General features: G+C 31.6%; 19 protein-coding genes. 11 read left to right on the plus strand and 8 right to left on the minus strand.

Annotated elements, in window-relative coordinates; all coding sequences use genetic code 11:
- Window positions 1–41: 41 nt before the first annotated feature.
- On the minus strand, window positions 42–2,222 hold the full coding sequence (locus LQ677_RS11990; RefSeq protein WP_239748908.1) for an AraC family transcriptional regulator: 2,181 nt from the start codon (window positions 2,220–2,222) through the stop codon (window positions 42–44).
- Between the two features lie 263 nt (window positions 2,223–2,485).
- On the opposite strand from LQ677_RS11990, the gene LQ677_RS11995 reads away from it, so the two are divergent.
- Window positions 2,486–2,815: a MarR family transcriptional regulator gene (locus LQ677_RS11995; RefSeq protein WP_025906024.1), complete on the plus strand. Its 330-nt coding sequence runs from the start codon at window positions 2,486–2,488 to the stop codon at window positions 2,813–2,815.
- A gap of 55 nt (window positions 2,816–2,870) precedes the next feature.
- Here the strand turns inward: LQ677_RS11995 and LQ677_RS12000 are convergent, their stop codons facing one another.
- Together LQ677_RS12000 and LQ677_RS12005 are read right to left on the minus strand one after the other, a co-directional pair.
- Window positions 2,871–3,086: a DUF2922 domain-containing protein gene (locus tag LQ677_RS12000; RefSeq protein WP_191836660.1), complete on the minus strand. Its 216-nt coding sequence runs from the start codon at window positions 3,084–3,086 to the stop codon at window positions 2,871–2,873.
- Between the two features lie 32 nt (window positions 3,087–3,118).
- Window positions 3,119–3,328, minus strand: coding sequence for a DUF1659 domain-containing protein (locus LQ677_RS12005; RefSeq protein WP_025906021.1), 210 nt, complete (start codon window positions 3,326–3,328; stop codon window positions 3,119–3,121).
- Between the two features lie 136 nt (window positions 3,329–3,464).
- On the opposite strand from LQ677_RS12005, the gene LQ677_RS12010 reads away from it, so the two are divergent.
- Genes LQ677_RS12010 through LQ677_RS12045 form a run of 8 tightly spaced genes read left to right on the plus strand, consistent with a single transcriptional unit; the run spans window position 3,465 to window position 9,926 of the window.
- Window positions 3,465–4,016, plus strand: coding sequence for a tyrosine-type recombinase/integrase (locus LQ677_RS12010; protein WP_191836661.1), 552 nt, complete (start codon window positions 3,465–3,467; stop codon window positions 4,014–4,016).
- An 18-nt stretch (window positions 4,017–4,034) separates the two neighbouring features.
- Complete coding sequence (locus LQ677_RS12015; RefSeq protein ID WP_191836662.1) at window positions 4,035–6,434, plus strand: DUF4040 family protein; 2,400 nt, start codon at window positions 4,035–4,037, stop codon at window positions 6,432–6,434.
- Entirely contained in the window at window positions 6,421–6,846 is a 426-nt protein-coding gene (locus tag LQ677_RS12020) for a monovalent cation/H+ antiporter subunit B (RefSeq protein ID WP_025906014.1), read from the plus strand. The genes LQ677_RS12015 and LQ677_RS12020 overlap by 14 nt, the downstream gene beginning before the upstream one ends.
- On the plus strand, window positions 6,843–7,190 hold the full coding sequence (locus tag LQ677_RS12025; RefSeq protein ID WP_025906012.1) for a Na(+)/H(+) antiporter subunit C: 348 nt from the start codon (window positions 6,843–6,845) through the stop codon (window positions 7,188–7,190). Before LQ677_RS12020 ends, LQ677_RS12025 begins: the two co-directional genes overlap by 4 nt.
- Window positions 7,183–8,679, plus strand: a complete 1,497-nt coding sequence (locus LQ677_RS12030) for a Na+/H+ antiporter subunit D (RefSeq protein WP_191836663.1) — start codon at window positions 7,183–7,185, stop codon at window positions 8,677–8,679. The genes LQ677_RS12025 and LQ677_RS12030 overlap by 8 nt, the downstream gene beginning before the upstream one ends.
- 2 nt (window positions 8,680–8,681) lie before the next feature.
- A complete protein-coding gene (locus tag LQ677_RS12035) occupies window positions 8,682–9,164 on the plus strand; it encodes a Na+/H+ antiporter subunit E (protein ID WP_025906008.1) in 483 nt (160 codons plus the stop codon).
- On the plus strand, window positions 9,164–9,457 hold the full coding sequence (locus LQ677_RS12040) for a monovalent cation/H+ antiporter complex subunit F (protein ID WP_049320936.1): 294 nt from the start codon (window positions 9,164–9,166) through the stop codon (window positions 9,455–9,457). The genes LQ677_RS12035 and LQ677_RS12040 overlap by 1 nt, the downstream gene beginning before the upstream one ends.
- Window positions 9,435–9,926, plus strand: a complete 492-nt coding sequence (locus LQ677_RS12045) for a Na+/H+ antiporter subunit G (protein ID WP_025906003.1) — start codon at window positions 9,435–9,437, stop codon at window positions 9,924–9,926. The genes LQ677_RS12040 and LQ677_RS12045 overlap by 23 nt, the downstream gene beginning before the upstream one ends.
- Before the next feature lie 594 nt (window positions 9,927–10,520).
- On the opposite strand, the gene mntC is transcribed toward LQ677_RS12045, so the two are convergent.
- Genes mntC through LQ677_RS12060 form a run of 3 tightly spaced genes read right to left on the minus strand, consistent with a single transcriptional unit; the run spans window position 10,521 to window position 12,983 of the window.
- Entirely contained in the window at window positions 10,521–11,438 is a 918-nt protein-coding gene (gene mntC / locus LQ677_RS12050) for a manganese ABC transporter substrate-binding lipoprotein MntC (protein WP_126477897.1), read from the minus strand.
- A 10-nt stretch (window positions 11,439–11,448) separates the two neighbouring features.
- Window positions 11,449–12,273, minus strand: coding sequence for a metal ABC transporter permease (locus LQ677_RS12055; RefSeq protein ID WP_159316346.1), 825 nt, complete (start codon window positions 12,271–12,273; stop codon window positions 11,449–11,451).
- Window positions 12,270–12,983: a metal ABC transporter ATP-binding protein gene (locus tag LQ677_RS12060; protein WP_239756489.1), complete on the minus strand. Its 714-nt coding sequence runs from the start codon at window positions 12,981–12,983 to the stop codon at window positions 12,270–12,272. Before LQ677_RS12060 ends, LQ677_RS12055 begins: the two co-directional genes overlap by 4 nt.
- A 144-nt stretch (window positions 12,984–13,127) precedes the next feature.
- On the opposite strand from LQ677_RS12060, the gene LQ677_RS12065 reads away from it, so the two are divergent.
- A complete protein-coding gene (locus LQ677_RS12065; RefSeq protein WP_025905995.1) occupies window positions 13,128–13,778 on the plus strand; it encodes a metal-dependent transcriptional regulator in 651 nt (216 codons plus the stop codon).
- 356 nt (window positions 13,779–14,134) lie between these two features.
- Here LQ677_RS12065 and LQ677_RS12070 read toward each other — a convergent pair whose 3' ends face one another.
- On the minus strand, window positions 14,135–14,884 hold the full coding sequence (locus tag LQ677_RS12070; protein ID WP_051575454.1) for a M50 family metallopeptidase: 750 nt from the start codon (window positions 14,882–14,884) through the stop codon (window positions 14,135–14,137).
- A gap of 88 nt (window positions 14,885–14,972) precedes the next feature.
- Window positions 14,973–16,340 (minus strand): penicillin-binding protein PBP4, encoded by a 1,368-nt coding sequence (gene pbp4, locus LQ677_RS12075; protein ID WP_239748910.1) that lies wholly within the window; start codon window positions 16,338–16,340, stop codon window positions 14,973–14,975.
- Window positions 16,341–16,524: 184 nt separating this feature from the next.
- On the opposite strand from pbp4, the gene LQ677_RS12080 reads away from it, so the two are divergent.
- Window positions 16,525–18,246, plus strand: coding sequence for an ABC transporter ATP-binding protein (locus tag LQ677_RS12080; RefSeq protein ID WP_239748911.1), 1,722 nt, complete (start codon window positions 16,525–16,527; stop codon window positions 18,244–18,246).
- Window positions 18,247–18,390: the final 144 nt, after the last annotated feature.

The raw sequence follows: 18,390 nt of genomic DNA on the forward strand, positions 1-18,390 counted from the left end.
TTTTATGGATTTTTATTAAGTTTGTTTGAATATGTGTTAGTCTATCCTCTATTTTGTACGATTAATAATTGAACAGCGTTCGTCTTTAAGAAATAAGTTTCATCAATTTTATTTGTATTATAATCTGCCATTTCTATATCTGGCGAACAATATCTATCTAATAATACTGTATTTAAGAAGTCTAAATTACCATGAGTATGATCTAATTTTCTAATCGCTTTAAAGATATTTCCGTTGTCTTGGTCGAATGTAATTTTCGTGACTCTGAATTTATCGAATGGGATGTCTCGATAAGATAAGATAATCCCGATATTATTTTGATAGTTGATATCATGCGGATGATACAGTTCATAGTTAAATAATAAATAGAATATTTTATTGTGAATTTCAAATTTAATATAGTTTGGCCCTTCATAAAATTCATGACCGTTAAAATGACTCAGAATAGATAATAAATAATTCGTCGGACTTTTACAGTGATATTTTAAATACAAAGATAATGGTTGTTCGATAGCTGAATATTTAGCAGAAGCTTCTTCCATTAACCAAAATCCTATACCAGATATGTAATTCGTAATACTCATTAAATGCTTTAACATAATGGCCGCATTAAAATAAAAGCTTTTACTAGTATACGTATCACCGTTTAATATATTCCATTCCATTGGGATAACATGTTTATTTTTTGATTTTAAATAAGCCATATTTTGAATGAGTTGTTTCGTATGTTGGTTTGTAATGTCTGCGATATCATAATTGTTTATTTCATCTAAGTTATACAAGTCGTTAAAGTTATAACTTAATGCAAAAGCATCAATGTCTTCATATTGCGAGAAATCAATCTCTAATTCTTCATATATATGCATAAATGGATTTGGCGCATTTATTCCAATTTGTATATCAGGTAACTTTATCTTTGTTTCTCTCATTTGCTTTTTAACATGATAAATATCGCTAAAATCTACATCAAAGAATATTTCTCCATTCTTGTTATAAAAATAATTGTAAATGGCATCTATTAATTCATGCCAGTTGTTTTTAAAGTTGTCGTCGTCATAATCAATATCATATATTTTTATGGCAGGTATAATCCTCGTATCTGAAAACATACTTAAACAAAATGCTAAATTTTGTTTATAATGATTTTGTTGTTCTGTATCAAAGAAAGTCTTCATAGAACAGTGAATAACAATGATCGGCATATCCGTCATTTTCTCTACATTTTCTAAAATTTCACCAAGAAAAGGTGTATAGAAATCATGAACATCACCGACATGTAAATATGTCTTATGGTTTGCTGAGAGGGTCTTAAAAGGTACATCACTAAAGGCCATTCTTTTATATTCATGAACAAACGATTTATTATGCATCAATTTTTGTAATTTAGAAATCAATGAAGCTTTTTCTTCGTTAGAAATCACTGCATTTTCTTTGTCTTTTTTATGACGTCTATATTGTAGTCGGTATTGATTAGGCGTTACATGAAACTGCTCTTTAAATTGTCTATTAAAGTTATGATAACTAGAAAAACCATGACTGTTTGCAATTTGCTCGGTTTTAAACTGTGTGAACAGTAATGCATATGTCGCTTGAAAAAGTCTTGTTTCCTTTAAATATTGAATAAATGTTGTTCCCATTTGTTTAGAGAATTCTCTAGATAAATGTTCAGGAGAAATATAAAAATGACTTGCGACACTATTAAGTGATAATCTTTCGTGATAATTTTGATCAATATATTGTTTTACTTTATAAATAAGACTGCTAAGTTCAATTTCAATATGACCATAATTTTTAGTATCCACTTGAAAGCGTTCAAACATGATTTTATAAATTTCAACAACGTAATTACTGCATCTAATTTTAACGTTTGTTAAGTTTGCGAGAATAGCCCTAATATATAAATCTTTAATTTCATGTTTATATCTATCTAATTCATTAGTCTTCGAAGTACGGGGGATTCTAAAGACAAATGCTTCTTCTCCACTTAAATTTTCCATCATGGCATAACTAATATGAAGTATAGCGACCAACCCATTATTAATAATAGGTAAATAATTATCGTTATCTTGAAGATAAAATAAATCACCAACATTATACTCATAAGTCGTATGATTTAAAGTAAGTTCTGTATGACCTTCTAAAACGAAACATAAAGCGCCATATCCGAGTAATTTCGGATTAATGATACTTTCTTTATGTAGTGAAATCTTATAGTTGTACAAATAATCACCTCTCAATAAAGACAAATTATGGAATAAAACATCAAAATCTGTCATTATATTTATTTATTTAACAATATGATATCAAAAATCGTATGTAAATGTTACCTAATTTAATAAAATGGAGAAGATACTTTATAATAAATCAAATATGTTAATCGATTTAATCAAAATATGAATTTAAAACGCGTTAAAATAATAATTAATGAAATTTGTGTGTTGTGAACTATTAAAAATCGGGAAAAATTAAATTGGGAGGGCTTTACTTGATAGAAACATTCAACAAAACTATTCAACAAATGATCGACTATGAAAATAAAGTAACAACTTTAAAAAATGAAAAGAAATTATCACTCGTTGACTTCATTATTTTAGAAGAAATATACACTGCAAAAGAAATTACAATCAAAGAAATTCTAAGTGGAAAGCTTTTAGAATTAAAAACAAGACCTTCTAATATTGGTACAAACTTAGCAAAATTATATAGAAAAGGTTTAATCGATAAATATAGAAGTAATCTCGACGAAAGAAAAGTTTACTACTTTATGGATGCAGAACATAAAGAAAAATACGAAACACTCGTTAAAGATATATAAGAAAAAAGGCAAGGACAAAATTTATGTCCTTGCCTTTTCTGTTGCTATAGAATACTTATTTAATCAATTGTCGTGTGCTGCGCTCGATATATTGTGCAGAATGGATTGATACGAGCTCACCTTTGTTTAAGTTAAATAAGTTAAGCTTCATAATTTTATTCATTGCATCTTCAACGATATCGCTTGATAAGTTTGCTTTTGGATTTTGAATTTGTAATGTAAATGTCTTATCTAATGATGTTTTGAATGTTAACTCCAATACTCTTTTCATATTTTCACCTCCTAAATGGTTTTTAGATAGCATTAATTTTCTATCTGTATTGTTTTGACGATATACGCATCTTTAAATTTCTCGTCACTTAATGTTTCGATAATGCCTTTAAAAGTTTTAACTTGTTCTGGTGTAACGTTTAAATTAATTGCATTAAATTTACGTTGAACAGTTTTTACTTTAGAAGCTTCATCTAAATACTGATGCAATAAAATAATGTTGATGTCTTTAACTGTTTCCATAATTAAAACCTCCTTTCACTTTATATATCGAAATAAGTATGTAAAAACGACAAAAAAATGTATAAATTACTTTCATGTTACTCAAATATATATTATTATTAATATGTACCTTAATTAGGAAGGATGGACCAAATTTATGCAACAAGTATCTCCAATTAAGAATAAAGATGACATTAGAGCAATGTATGAAGTATTGAAATCACATAGTGAACGAGACTATTTATTGTTTAGCTTAGCTATTCATACGGGTATGAAAGTAAACCAGCTACTTAATTTAACAGTCCAAGATTTATTTGATGAGGACAATGATATAAAGCAAGATTGGATAAATGATGAACAGGATTTAATTAAAGTCGTTATACCGTTACATTTGAGATCGAGCTTATCTAATTTTATTTATGAAGAAGGATTAAAAAGAGATGACTTTGTTTTTATGTCCATCAAAACAAAAAAACAATTATCAAGACAACAAGCTTATCGAATTATACATGTTGCAGCTGAAGAAGTAGGGTTGAAGAATATCGGGTTGTACTCGTTAAGGAAGACTTTTGCATATCATGCCTTCAAATCAGGGGTATCAGTTTCGATTATTCAAAAATACCTTGGACATCAGTCTTTAATAGAAACATTAAAATTCATTGATGTCACAACTATAAAAAAAGAAACGACAATTGAACTTAATATATAGAGAGAAAGGGGTTAATGTATGGCTTTAATATGGCTGTTTTTAATGATTATCGTTGTGATGTCAATCGTGCTCATGACGATGAATACAAAGTTTAGCCGATTTGCTGGATGGCTAAGTTTAATTGCGCCAGTTCTAAGTTCCATATATTTCTTAAGTCAAATTAAGACGATATATGCTGGCCAAAGTATTACTTATTTCAAAGAGTGGATTCCACTTGTCGATGTTAATTTAGATTTACGTTTAGATGGTCTATCTTTAATTTTTGCACTACTTATTTCATTAATTGGTGCAGGTGTCTTCTTATATGCCATTTATTATCTTTCCCATGAAAAAGAGAATCTTCCAAGATTTTATACGTATTTGTTAATGTTTATGTTAGCAATGTTAGGTGTCGTACTTTCAAATAATACGATATTGTTATATACATTTTGGGAGTTAACAAGTATTTCTTCATTCTTGCTCATTTCATATTGGTATCAACGTAGAAAGAGTCAAGACGGTGCTTTGAAATCATTTTTAATTACAGTGTTTGGCGGTATGGCAATGTTAGTAGGATTGATTTTGCTATACAGCATTACGGGTACGAATACAATTACTGAACAAGTCGGTATGATTGATAAAATTTATGAATCACCATGGTTTGTACTTGCAGTCATTTTAATCTTACTCGGAGCATTTACGAAATCTGCACAATTTCCATTTCATATTTGGTTGCCAGATGCTATGGAAGCACCAACGCCTGTCAGCGCTTATTTACATTCAGCAACAATGGTTAAAGCAGGATTATATTTATTATTAAGATTTACACCAATTATCGGTCAAAGTACATGGGTCGTTTATACAGTTGTTACTATCGGTTTAGTGACGTTATTAGTCGGTTCATTCTTTGCAGTTAACAAGAAAGATTTAAAAGCAATGCTTGCCTATTCAACAATCAGTCAGCTCGGTATGATTATGACGATGATCGGTTTAGGGCTATTAGCATTAAATAGTAATTTTAAAGCTGATAATGAAATCTTTTTAGCGAGTTTATTTGCAGCATTATTCCATTTAATTAACCATGCGATTTTCAAAAGTGTTCTATTTATGGGTGTTGGTATTATCGACCATGAAACAGGAACAAGAGATGTTAAAAAGCTTGGTGGATTAAGAACAATCATGCCAATAACAGCAGTTGTCATGACAATCAGTGCACTATCTATGGCAGGTATTCCGTTATTTAATGGTTTCTTAAGTAAAGAAAAGTTCTTTACGAGTTTAGTAGAAACAGGTCATACAGAAATCTTTAATCAAACGATGTCTACCGTGATGATATTAGCTGGGTTTGTCGGCAGTATATTTACATTTGTATATTGTATTAAACTCATTAAAGAACCATTTTTCGGTAAGCTTAAAAAAGAACAATTACCAAAAGTACCACGTCATGATGGAGGCGGGTTATTAATCTCACCAATGATTATCGTATTGTTTGTTCCAATCATTTTCTTTGTACCGAATGTATTAGGAGAATATTTAATTGGTCCAGCATTAAGAGATATATTCCACGATAGCGAGATTATGGCTCATTTACCACATATTAAAGCATGGCACGGATTTACAGTAGAATTATTCTTAACACTTGGCATATACATTATTGGGGCACTTCTTATACTCGTGCCAAAATGGGATGTTATTTATAGTAAGATTTCTAAAAACTTAGAAATCAATACGCTATATACAAAAGGTATGGATGCATTAGATCGTATCAGTACGTTTTCAATTCAAGGTATTATGAATAATAAATTGAATCAATATTTACACATTATTTATGTAATCTTCTTTGTCATTATGGGATATGGTATTTATCAAGTCGGTATTTATGATATTGCTTATTACCATATTACTGAAGCGACAACATTTGAAATCATTATATTAATTAATATAGTGATTACAGCAACAGCGTTAATGTTTATACGTGAGAGAATGACAATGACGATTTTAAATGGTGTCATCGGATATTCGATCGCGGTCGTATTCATATTTATGAAAGCACCTGATTTAGCTTTAACGCAACTTGTTATAGAAACGATTACGACAGTATTATTCTTATTAGTGTTCTATCATTTACCAAACGTTCAGAAAGATACACCAAACGTTATGAGTGAAATTGTGAAATTAACAATTGCTTTATTAATGGCAGTATTTGTTGTGGTCTTTGTCATTATGATGCAACAAGATAGTCTGTTCGACAAAATTTCATTCTACTATGATAATGCTTACGAATTAGCAGGTGTTAAAAATATCGTTAATGGTATTCTAGGAGACTTTAGAGCGTTAGATACAATGCTTGAAGGAATCGTTATATTAATTGCAGGATTAGGTATATTTACATTAGTTAAATTTAAGATAAGAAAGGATGAGCCAAATGAAAGAAAATGATGTTGTATTAGAAACGATATCCAAAATTGCTATATTCATAATATTGACGTTTGGATTTTATATTTTTCTTGCTGGTCACGATAACCCAGGTGGTGGGTTTATAGGTGGGCTCGTCTTTAGCTCAGCTTTTATCTTAATGTTTTTAGCTTTTGATGTGGAAACAGTCGTTCAATCAATGCCATTAGACTTTAGAGCAGTTACGATTATTGGATGTCTCATTTCAATTGGTACAGGTATTATTCCAATGTTCTTTGGACATCCGATGTTAACACATGAGGATGGCTATATGACATGGCCGTTGTTAGGTGAGATTCATTTATCAAGCGTTACACTTTTTGAGCTCGGCATACTACTTACTGTAGTAGGGGCAGTTGTAACAATTATGCTTGCGATAAGTGGTGATAACAGTTGAATTTAATACTAGTTATTATAATAGGCGTACTCACATTTGTAGGAACATATATGATTTTGTCTAAGAACTTAATTCGAATTGTTATTGGTACAGCAATTTATACACACGTAGCAAACTTAATGATTTTATCCATGAGCGAGTTTGGTGGAAAGAATGTTCCACTTATTAATGGAGAAGGAAAAGATTATGTCGATCCTTTACCTCAAGCATTGATCTTAACAGCAATCGTAATTGGTTTTGCTGTTACAGCATTTTTACTCGTACTTATATATAGAACATTTAAGTTGACGAAAGTAAATAGAATAGAGGCGTTACGCGGTGAGGATGAAGATGTAGATGAATAATTTAATATTAGTACCATTACTCGTACCTTTAATTACTGGATTAATATTGTTCTTCTTTAAAGAACGTTTAGCTTTAACAAGACGAATCGCGATAACGAGTTTATCAATTACAACAATCATTTCGTTATGGCTACTTATAGAAGTTAGTTTAAATAAAGTACTTGTTATTAACTTTGGAGATTGGCAACCGCCATATGGTATACAGTTTGTCGGAGATGAATTAGCACTTCTATTTACGTCTGTTTCTTGTTTTGTTGTAACAGTTATTATATATTTTGGTTTTGGTAAACGAGAAAGAGTAGCAAATAGATATTTCTTGCCATCTTTTATACTATTTTTATTAACAGGTGTTAACGGAAGCTTCTTAACGGCAGATATCTTCAATTTATACGTTATGTTTGAAATTATGTTATTAGCATCATTTGTATTATTAACACTTGGACAATCTATCGAACAACTAAGAGCGAGTGTTATTTATGTTGTTATTAACGTTGTCAGTTCTTGGTTCTTCTTAATGGGTGTAGCATACTTATATGGAACTTTAGGTACTTTGAACTTTGGACACATTGCAATGCGTATAACTGAAAGTAATCAACCAACGACCGTTACTTTAGTAGCAGTTATTATGATTTTCGTCTTTGGTGGTAAAGCAGCCTTAGTCATGTTTATGTGGTTGCCGAAAGCATATGCTGCTTTAAATACTGAGTTAGCAGCATTGTTTGCCAGCCTTATGACTAAAGTGGGTGTCTATGCATTGATAAGAGTTATGGTGTTGATGTTCGATGAAAAGCCAGAAGTTACACATTTCCTATTATATATTATGGCTATCATCACAATGATCATCGGTAGTATCGGTGTATTAGGATTTAAAGATATTAAAAAGATTGCAGCTTACCAAGTTATTTTATCAATAGGATTTGCTGTCCTCGGTTTAAGTGCGAATAATAGCGATGGTATTACAGGGGCAATATTCTATGTCAGTCACGATATGATTATCAAAACATTACTATTCTTAATCATCGGTACTTTCGTATTATTATCAGGCACGAGATATTATGATCAATTTGGTGGATTAATTAAATATTATCCGAGTCTAGGGATTATATTCTTTATCACGATATTATCAATCGGTGGTGTACCACCCTTTAGTGGATTTCCTGGGAAATTATTAATTATTAAAGGTGCTTTAGATAATGGTTATACAATTGGTGTCATCGTGATGGTAATTACAAGTGTCATCGCTATGTACAGTTTACTAAGAATATTCTTAGTGATGTACTTCGGTAGAAACGATATTCCTAAAGTTGAAAGGGTACCACTTTCTAAACATAAATTATATGCGATGATCATATTAACAGTAGCTACTATCGTATTAGGTATAGCATCACAATATGTATTGAACATTTCAGAATTGGCAGCACAATTTAACATACATGAGCAGTCATATATTAAAGAAATTATTCCAAACGTAGAAGTGGAGGCGAAGTAATAATGGCACAGTTGTTATTAAATATTTTAATCGCCTTCTTATGGACGTTATTCCAAGATGAAGATAAATTTCATTTATCAACCTTTGTAGGTGGATATCTCATTGGTATCGTTATTGTTTATTTAATGCATAGATTCTTTGGACATGTCTTCTACTTGAAAAAGGTTTGGGTAATCTTCAAGTTTATATGTGTTTATAACTATCAACTTGTGACTTCAAGTATGACAACAATCAATTATATTTTATTTAAAACAAACAAAGTTAATCCAGGTCTTGTAACTTATGAAACAACGTTAAAACAAGATTGGGCGATTACATTGTTAACATTGCTTATTATGCTTACACCAGGTTCCGTCGTGCTTAGACTTTCACCTGATGGTAGAAGATTCTTTATACATGCAATTGATATTTCAGATAAAGAAAAAGAAATTTTAACGAAGCAAATTAAGAAATATGAAAAACTAATCTGGGAGGTGCTTAAATAATGTCATTTATCATATTAGCAATTATCAAAACAGCGCTTGTTATATATGGTATTTCCATTGTTGTCGTACTTCTCAGAACGATCATAGGTCCAACTACTGCTGATAGAGTCATTGCTTTTGATGCAATCGGTGCGATTTTAGTTTCCGTAGTAGGGGTATTAAGCATTATTTATGATACATTCAGTTATTTAGAAGCGAGTTTGATTATCGCAATACTTTCTTTCTTGAGTACAGTAGGTATTTCACGTTTCATAGAAGGGGGTCGTGTCTTTGAATCTAAGCGAGATCGTTAGTTTAATTGCCGCTTTATCAATATTGTTAGGTTCAATAGCAGCGCTCATCAGTGCGATAGGAATTGTACGCTTTAGAGATACATTTCTTCGAAGTCATGCCGCTACTAAAAGTTCTACATTATCTGTGTTGCTTACTTTGACAGGTGTGTTTATATATTTCTTAGTGACACAAGAATACTTTAGTGTCCGAACATTATTAACAATACTGTTCTTATATTTAACATCTCCAGTAGCAGGACATATGATTATTAGAGCAGCTTATAATTCAGGATCATATATGTATATGAAAGAATTTACTAAAAAAGGTACTTCGTTAAACTTTAGATATGATCGTAAAGAAACAAAGAAAGATAGAAGAAGAAGAGCCGAAAAAAGACAAATGATGAACGAAGCATTTTCTAAAAATGATAAAGAAACATTTAGTAAATATAAACAAGTCATGAAAAAAGATGATCCAACATTAAAATAATAGATTTTATTTGAGAAGTGTATGTTATGGGATGTCGTTAGGGACAGAATTCCGAGAAATGTCCGTAAGAGGTGTCGTTAGGGACAGAATTCCGAAAAATGTCCGTAAGAGGTGCTGTTAGGGACAGAATTCCGAGAAATGTCCGTAAGAGGTGTCGTTAGGGACAGAATTCCGAGAAATGTCCGTAAGAGGTGCTGTTAGGGACAGAATTCTGAGAAATGTCCGTAAGAAGTGTTGTTAGGGACAGAATTCCGAGAAATGTCCGTAAATGAGCACCTTCTAACTACCAGAATTCGAAATAATGGAAGTTACAGCGTTCTAACTACCAGAATTCGGAATAATGGAAGTTACAGCATTCTAACTACCAGAATTCGGAATAATGGAAGTTACAGGGTTCTAACTACCAGAATTCGAAATTATGATAGTTACAGCGTTCTAACTACCACATTTCAGAATAATGGAAGTTACAGCATTCTAACTACCACAATTCGGAAAAATGGAAGTTACAGCATTCTAATTACCACAATTCGAAATAATGGAAGTTAAATACACAAAGAAGAGGCCGAGATTTCATCATCTCGGCCTCTTTTTTCATTATTTCATACTATTATGAATCGCTTCTGCATTGTGTTCCATCATATTGTAATATGAGTTACCTTTAGAATCTTTTTTACCGATTGAATCTGTGAATACTTCATCTTTAATGTTGAGGTTTGTTTCTTCTGCTAATGTTTGCATACTTTTCTTATCAACACTTGTTTCGACAACTAATGATTTTAGGTCATGGTCTTTCACAAATTTAATGGCTTGTTTCATTTGTTCTGGTGTACCTTGTTTTTCTGTATTAATCTCCCAAATATATCCTGGTGTTATATGATAGCTTTTCGCAAAGTATTTAAATGCACCTTCACTTGTTATAAAAGCACGTTTATCTTCAGGAATATCATTGAATGCTGTCATCATTTTATGATGTAGTTTATCTAATTTATTCGTGTATTTTTCAGCATTATCTTTAAATTGTTTGCTGTGATCTTTATCGATATCACTTAAGTGCTTTTCAATTGTATTGACGTATTTTATACCATTTTCAATACTTAACCAAGCGTGTGGATCGATTTTATTTTTATCGCCTTCTCCACCTTTTAAATAGATAGGTGTAACGTCTTCAGTTGCTTGAATAACATTTTTGTCTGAGACTTTTTTACCTGCTTGTTCTAATGCTTTTTCAAACCAACCATTTCCACTTTCAAGGTTAAAACCATTATATATAATAACATCTGCATCTGTTAATGCTTTGACGTCTTTAGGTTTAATTTCATATTCGTGAGGGTCTTGTCCGATAGGGACGATGCTTGTAACTTTTGCATCAGACTTTGTTACTTCTTTAGTCATGTCCGCTAATATTGAATTTGTTGTTACTATTTTTAAATGTTTGTCTTCATTAGATGATGTTGCATTACAAGCACATAGTAAAACAATGATAGCGAGTAATGGCATAAATAATTTCTTCATGTTTAACCTCCTAAGCAAATTTTAATTTCATTTTATGTATGGTGAATGTAATCATGTACACTAAGCAGCAGACTAATACGATACACGCGCCACTTGGTAAGTTATAAAGGTAACTAATATACATGCCACAGGCCGCACATATTGCACTGATAACACTTGCGACAATCATCATTGATTTTAATGATTTTGTGATTAAAAATGCAGCTGAACTCGGTGTAATAAGTAGTGCAACGACAAGTATAATGCCCACTGTTTGTAAACTAGCAACTGTAACGAGTGCTAATAGCATCATGACAAAATAATGAATGACTTTTACATTTAAACCGCTCATTCTAGCTGCAATAGGGTCAAACGTTGATAAATGCAAGGGTTTGTAAAATAATATGACACAAGCGATAACGATTAGACTGACTATACTCGTTGTATAAAATGCACTTGAAGTTACTGCTAATATGTTCCCAAATAAAATATGATATAAATCAGTAGAGGAGTTAATTTGACTTATGATAATAATTCCAAGGGAAAAGAATGCAGTAAAGATAATACCGATAGCTGCGTCATTTTTAGTTTTTGAGTGTTGGGCAATGTAACCAATCAGAAAGCTCGTTAACATACCGGTAACAAGCGCACCTATAAACATCGGGATGTTCAATACGTAACTTATTGCAACACCAGGCAGTACAGCGTGGCTCATAGCATCACCCATTAAAGACAAACCTCTTAATATGATGAGGCTACCTACAATGCCACAAACAACACCAACTACAATAGCAGTAATCAGCGCTCGACTTAAGAAATTATATTGTATTAGGGATGAGATAAATTCATTAATCATGGTGTAACGCCTTCCTTTAGAAATACTTCTTTAATATTGTGTTCTGTTAAAGCTTCAGATGCTGTGCCAAAAAATTTAATAGTTCGATTGAGGAGGATGATTCTATCGAAATATAATTTGGCTTTTTGAATATCATGATGAACAATAATGATGAGTTTTCCTTCTGACTTTAATCTTCTAAGCATGTTTATCATGATTTCTTCACTTTTAAAATCAATACCGACAAATGGTTCATCGAGACATAATAAATCACTGTCTTTCATTAAAGATTTTGCTAAAAGAACACGTTGTAATTGACCACCACTTAATTGATTTAATGTCTTGTCTTTTAATTCAGTTAGTTGTAACTCTGACATTAATTGATCCCTTTTTTGATACGCTTCTTTTTTTAATGGCCTAAACCAACCTGATGTAGCATAATAGCCTGTTAATAAACTATCTTGAACAGTGATAGGGAAATCTAAATCTAATTGATTTCTTTGAGGAATATACGTTAATTGTTTCAACTGTTGGTTTATCGGTTTATCATGCCAATAAACGTCTCCTGATGCCTTAAATTCACCCAAAATCGATTTAATAAATGAAGATTTTCCTGCACCATTCGGTCCCATAATGCCAATTAATTCACCTGTTGATTCAATGGTTAAATTAATATCATGCAATATGTGCTGTTGACCTAAATATAGATTCAAATTTTTTACCTGCAACATGTTATCACCTTTTCTAAAAATAAGTTTAGGCTAACCTAAACTATAATTCGATTATATTAGAAAATTATCTAAAGTCAAGAGATAGCCTGTAAAAATAAATCGTGGTACAATAAATATATGATAATAAAAGTGAGGTCAGAGTAGATGTTGACTGAAGAACAAGAAGACTACTTAAAAGCGATTTTTGGATTAAATGGCACAACAGATTACGTATCCAATAAGAATTTAGCGCAAGATTTAAATATTAAACCTTCATCAGTTAGTGAAATGATGTTACGTTTGAAAAAGGATGACTACGTAGATATTCGTCCTTATAAAGGTGTGAAATTAACTCAGAAGGGGTTAGATCATACAACTAATATTATTAAAAGACATAGACTCATAGAGCGATTCTTAATAGAAGAACTTGAATATACTTGGGATGAAGTTCACGAAGAGGCAGAAATATTAGAACATCGTGTATCTGACCGTTTTATAGATAAGATAGATAAGTTAATGGGTTACCCAACAACTTGTCCGCATGGTGGTATTATTCCAAGAGAGAATCAAATAGAGGAAATTTATAACACATCATTAAATGAGTTTGAAATTGGAGATGACGTTGAAATTAAACGTGTAATGGATTACGTGAATCTCTTAGATTATTTAAGTAATCAAGAATTGCATATTGGCGATGTAGTAACAATTAGCAATAAAGATAGCTTAAACCAGCTCATAGAACTTAAACTAAAAGATAAAACAATTATGATAAGTGAAACAAATGCATCATATTTGTTTGGTATAAAAACAGCTTAATAAATAAAAACCAGCAGAAATTCAAGCGAATGAATTTCTGCTGGTTTTTTGTTAATGGATTAAAATAACGCACGAAGACTACGAGATATCGTGCGCTAAGGTACAAAATCAGGGTGTAACGCACGAAGACTACGAGATATCGTGCGCTAAGGTACAAAATCAGGGTGTAACGCACGAAGACTATGAGATATCGTGCGCTAAGGTACAAAATCAGGGTGTAACGCACGAAGACTACGAGATATCGTGCGCTAAGGTACAAAATCAGGGTGCAACGCACGAAGACTTCAAGATATCGTGCGCTAAAGTATAAAGTCGAATTATACTACGCGAAGACTCCATATTTAAAGTTCCAATATCTATGGCCATAAAATATTGAATGTATACATAACCGCATATACATTAATCGCTATCCATATAACACTAAAGAAAATAGTTGGAATTTTAGTGAGTTGTCTTAACTGACTACCATCCCATTCTTGTCTTGAACGTGAGAATGTTAATAGGAATATTGTAATACTTGATTGTGCGACTTCACCTAATAATGTTCCTAAACTAATGTGATAAATATACGTAATGATTTGTCCAAAGTCATGTATATTCGGTGCAGATAGTACTTCATATAAAGCTACTGCAATAATGACGAGAATGATACTTGGGATAAATTTCCTAGATGTTAATATGACATAGAATAAAAACATGATCAGAAGAATGATTAAGAAAATTGGTCCGAATGTGTGATGTTTTAGCCATACACCTAAAATCAACATTATCGGCGGCATGATATAACCGAATAAAGTCGTTATAAATTGATTTAAACGTGATTTGGAACCAGTAACGGCATAACCTTGTCTACCGGTTTCCATGCGCTCTTTACGACGCCAAACAACTACGAGGTCTTTAGGCTTACCACCTGATAGTTTATTTGCTATAACATGACCCATCTCATGGATGAGTATTGGAAAATAACCTAAAATGATATCAATTAAACTTAAAATGGGCTGTTGTCGTCTATGATGCACAAATACATATATAAGCGCGATGATCGTTATCATTGTTAAGGATAAATTAATTGGTTCTGATAGAAAATTCGGTAAAAATTGAATCAAAAAAACGTCACCTCGTATTGAATAGTTTAAGACTATTCTACACTAAAGTGACGTTTTTGTTGTCGGACTTAAGACTTAATATCCGTTATTATTTTTTCTTACGCTTAATTAACCAAGTTAATAAAAGAATGATTCCAGCAATAAGTAAGATAGACGCTGTCATAATAATAGGTCTATTATCCGTACTTGTTACTTTTTTCTTTGTTTCGTTAAATTTATGTTTGCTTGGCGTTTCTACTTTTACAGACGGTGGACCATAGCTATCATTGATATAAGAACGGTTATAATCAATGCTTGCACGTCCATCTTTAAGTACGACTTTATAATCTTCGCCTTTACGTACGACATCATATAAGTCTTCTGTAACGTAGTATTTTTTGCCATTAATTTTTTGAGTACCTTTAGATAATACTTTTTTCCATTCATATTCTTTGAATGATTTTTCCATCAAGCTATTACCCATCATATTACGTTCTTTCTCTCCACCAACACTGTTGTAATCTCCTGCACCTAAAAGAACTTGGTTAATTCTTAATCCATCTCTTTTAGTAGAAAGACTGTGGTTATAGTCGGCAGTGTCACTAGAACCCGTTTTTAGACCATCAGTACCTTTAAGTGACATATCTGCACCTTCAAGTGAATGATTATACGTATAATATGTAACGTAGTGAACAGTAGGGGCAACTTTTTTAGTGTATTCTAAAATGTCAGGATACTGTTTTACAAGATGTTGCGTTAAAATGGCAAAATCTCTAGCTGTTGTATAGTTATCTTCATCTGATTGGTAACGTTTAGCTTTATATTCTAGTAATAAATTATTAGAAGCACCATTAGCATTGTAGAACTTCGTATGTTCCATGCCTAATTTCTTAGCTGTCTCATTCATGTAGTCAACAAAGTCAGAATCTAAATCCTTTTTTTGTTGTTTTGATGCTGTATTTTTATTAGAGTCTTTATCTTTTTTATCTATCTTTTTAGCAGAAGCTAAGTTCTCAGCTTTCATCGTTTCTCTTCCTAAAATCATCGCACCTGCATTTGAAGAGTTAGATACGGTAATTTGCATGAGTTCAGAGATTGTATAAACATCTCCAGGATACAACTTTGTATTACTTAATTCTGGTAATGTAGATAAACGATATTCTTCATTTGTCATTTTAACTTTAGCATTTTTATCAAGTTTGCCACTATTGATTGCTTTCTCAGTTAAATATAATGTCATTAATTTAGACATACTAGCTGGATACCATTTAGCATCTATTTTATATTCATACAAAATTTGACCAGTATCAGAACTATAGTTAATAGCGCCTTCAGGTTCATAGATTTCACCGAGTGAGTATCCATCTTCATTGGCTACTTGTGTTGGTGATTTCGGATTATCCGCTGCATAAGCACTTTGAGTTACTGCTATGCTTAATAAAAGTAATGCAAAAAATAATAATAGACTTTTTTTCATGAATAAGACCTCTTCATTTATTTTTAAAATTAACTATATCATTCTAACATATATTAATTAACTACCCTACAATAAGATAACAAATGAACGTTAATTTTTTGTGAACATATTTTAAATTTGGTATGTATAATCTCAATGCTGTAAAATATACTATATCATTAATTTTAGTAAAGAGGTTATTAAAATGACAAAACAAAATCCTCTGCTTTATTTATTAAAAAAGGTAGACTGGCCTAAAAAATTAGTGTTTACAGCTATGACACTTTCTATTTTAGGTAGTCTTAGTGGTTTGCTTGTACCATTATTTACTGGGAAATTAGTAGATACATTTAATGCAGAAAATTTGGATTTAAGAATGGTTTGGCTATTTATAGGTGTATTTTTAGTAAATGCAGTCTTGAGCGGTATCGGGACATATTTACTAAGCAAGATTGGTGAAAAAACAATTTATTCAATTAGAGAAAAGTTATGGAAGCATTTAATCAATTTGAAAATGAGTTTCTTTGACAAAAACGAAAGTGGTCAATTGATGAGTAGAATTACAGATGATACAAATGTGATTAACTTATTTATCTCTGAAAAAGCACCAAGTGTATTGCCATCATTGTTAACACTTATTGGTTCGATTGTGATGTTATTTATTTTAGATTGGCAAATGACACTCATGACATTTCTGATCTTACCTATATTTATCGGGATAATGGTACCATTAGGACGAAAAATGGGTAAAATCTCAAAAGACACACAAACTGAGATTTCTAGGTTCAGCGGTATATTAGGAAGAGTACTGACAGAAATGAAATTAGTAAAAGTGACAACGTCAGAAGAAAAAGAACTAGAAAAAACAAAAGGTACTTTACTAGGTATATATGATCTAGGATTAAAGGAAGCGAAAATTAGAGCAATCATATCTCCACTTTCAGGCGTTATTATGACGTTAACCGTAGCTGTCATACTTGGGTTTGGTGGTATTAGAGTTTCGAGTGGTGCGATTACTGCAGGGACATTAGTCGCAATGATATTCTATGTTGTGCAATTATCAGCGCCAATTTTGAATTTTTCTATGTTTTTAACGGATTATAAGAAAGCTGTCGGCGCAAGTGAACGTATCTATGAGATTTATCAAGAAGAAGCGGAAAAAAGAGGCGATGAACATAATCAACCGATTACGAATCATCAAGATATTACATTTGACAATGTTTCATTTGGATATGAAGATAATCCGGTCATTAAAGATTTATCTTTATCCATTCGTTCTGGTGAAGTGACAGCGTTTGTAGGTCCTTCAGGTTCAGGAAAAAGTACGCTATTCAGTTTAATTGAAAGACTTTATCCAATCGATCATGGCCAAATATTATATGGAAACCAACCAATAGACGATATATCTTTAAAATATTGGCGACAGAAAATTGGATATGTTATGCAATCTAATGCGATGATGTCAGGGACGATTCGAGATAATTTAACATACGGTGTCTATTCAGATGTAGATGAAGAAACACTGATACATTATACGAAGATGGCACGTTGTTATGATTTTATAATGGCATTTCCACAAGGCTTTGATACTGAAATCGGTGAAAGAGGTACCAAATTATCTGGTGGGCAAAGACAGCGTATAGATATCGCACGAAGTTTCATTAAGAATCCAGATATTCTACTACTAGATGAAGCAACAGCTAATTTAGATAGTGAAAGTGAATTCTACATTCAACAAGCGTTGAATGAATTAATGAAAGATCGTACAACTATTGTGATTGCTCATAGACTTGCTACGATTAAAAAAGCGAATCAAATTGTATTTTTAGATAAGGGTGAAATCACAGGCGTAGGTACCCATCAAGAATTATTAGCATCTCATGATAAGTATAGACATTTTGTAAATACACAAAGTTTAACAGAATAATATAGAAGTGAATTGAACAAGATCCTAGAAAAATATTTCAGGATCTTGTTTTTTATTGTAAAAAAATTTAAAAATTATGAGAAATAATGAAAACGCAACCATTTAGATAGGGCAAAGGATTCAATAAATATCAAAAAACGAGTC

This window comes from Mammaliicoccus sp. Q-M61 (genome assembly GCF_022386055.1).
GTDB lineage: Bacteria > Bacillota > Bacilli > Staphylococcales > Staphylococcaceae > Mammaliicoccus > Mammaliicoccus sciuri_A.

What these genes read in the sequence shown, in the direction of transcription:
- LQ677_RS12000 (WP_191836660.1), bottom strand. Translation starts at nt 3,086, where the DNA reads ATGAAAAGAGTATTGGAGTTAACATTCAAAACATCATTAGATAAGACA.
- LQ677_RS12005 (WP_025906021.1), bottom strand. Translation starts at nt 3,328, where the DNA reads ATGGAAACAGTTAAAGACATCAACATTATTTTATTGCATCAGTATTTA.
- LQ677_RS12010 (WP_191836661.1), top strand. Translation starts at nt 3,465, where the DNA reads ATGCAACAAGTATCTCCAATTAAGAATAAAGATGACATTAGAGCAATG.
- LQ677_RS12015 (WP_191836662.1), top strand. Translation starts at nt 4,035, where the DNA reads ATGGCTTTAATATGGCTGTTTTTAATGATTATCGTTGTGATGTCAATC.
- LQ677_RS12020 (WP_025906014.1), top strand. Translation starts at nt 6,421, where the DNA reads ATGAAAGAAAATGATGTTGTATTAGAAACGATATCCAAAATTGCTATA.
- LQ677_RS12030 (WP_191836663.1), top strand. Translation starts at nt 7,183, where the DNA reads ATGAATAATTTAATATTAGTACCATTACTCGTACCTTTAATTACTGGA.
- LQ677_RS12035 (WP_025906008.1), top strand. Translation starts at nt 8,682, where the DNA reads ATGGCACAGTTGTTATTAAATATTTTAATCGCCTTCTTATGGACGTTA.
- LQ677_RS12040 (WP_049320936.1), top strand. Translation starts at nt 9,164, where the DNA reads ATGTCATTTATCATATTAGCAATTATCAAAACAGCGCTTGTTATATAT.
- mntC (WP_126477897.1), bottom strand. Translation starts at nt 11,438, where the DNA reads ATGAAGAAATTATTTATGCCATTACTCGCTATCATTGTTTTACTATGT.
- LQ677_RS12055 (WP_159316346.1), bottom strand. Translation starts at nt 12,273, where the DNA reads ATGATTAATGAATTTATCTCATCCCTAATACAATATAATTTCTTAAGT.
- LQ677_RS12060 (WP_239756489.1), bottom strand. Translation starts at nt 12,983, where the DNA reads ATGTTGCAGGTAAAAAATTTGAATCTATATTTAGGTCAACAGCACATA.
- LQ677_RS12065 (WP_025905995.1), top strand. Translation starts at nt 13,128, where the DNA reads ATGTTGACTGAAGAACAAGAAGACTACTTAAAAGCGATTTTTGGATTA.
- pbp4 (WP_239748910.1), bottom strand. Translation starts at nt 16,340, where the DNA reads ATGAAAAAAAGTCTATTATTATTTTTTGCATTACTTTTATTAAGCATA.
- LQ677_RS12080 (WP_239748911.1), top strand. Translation starts at nt 16,525, where the DNA reads ATGACAAAACAAAATCCTCTGCTTTATTTATTAAAAAAGGTAGACTGG.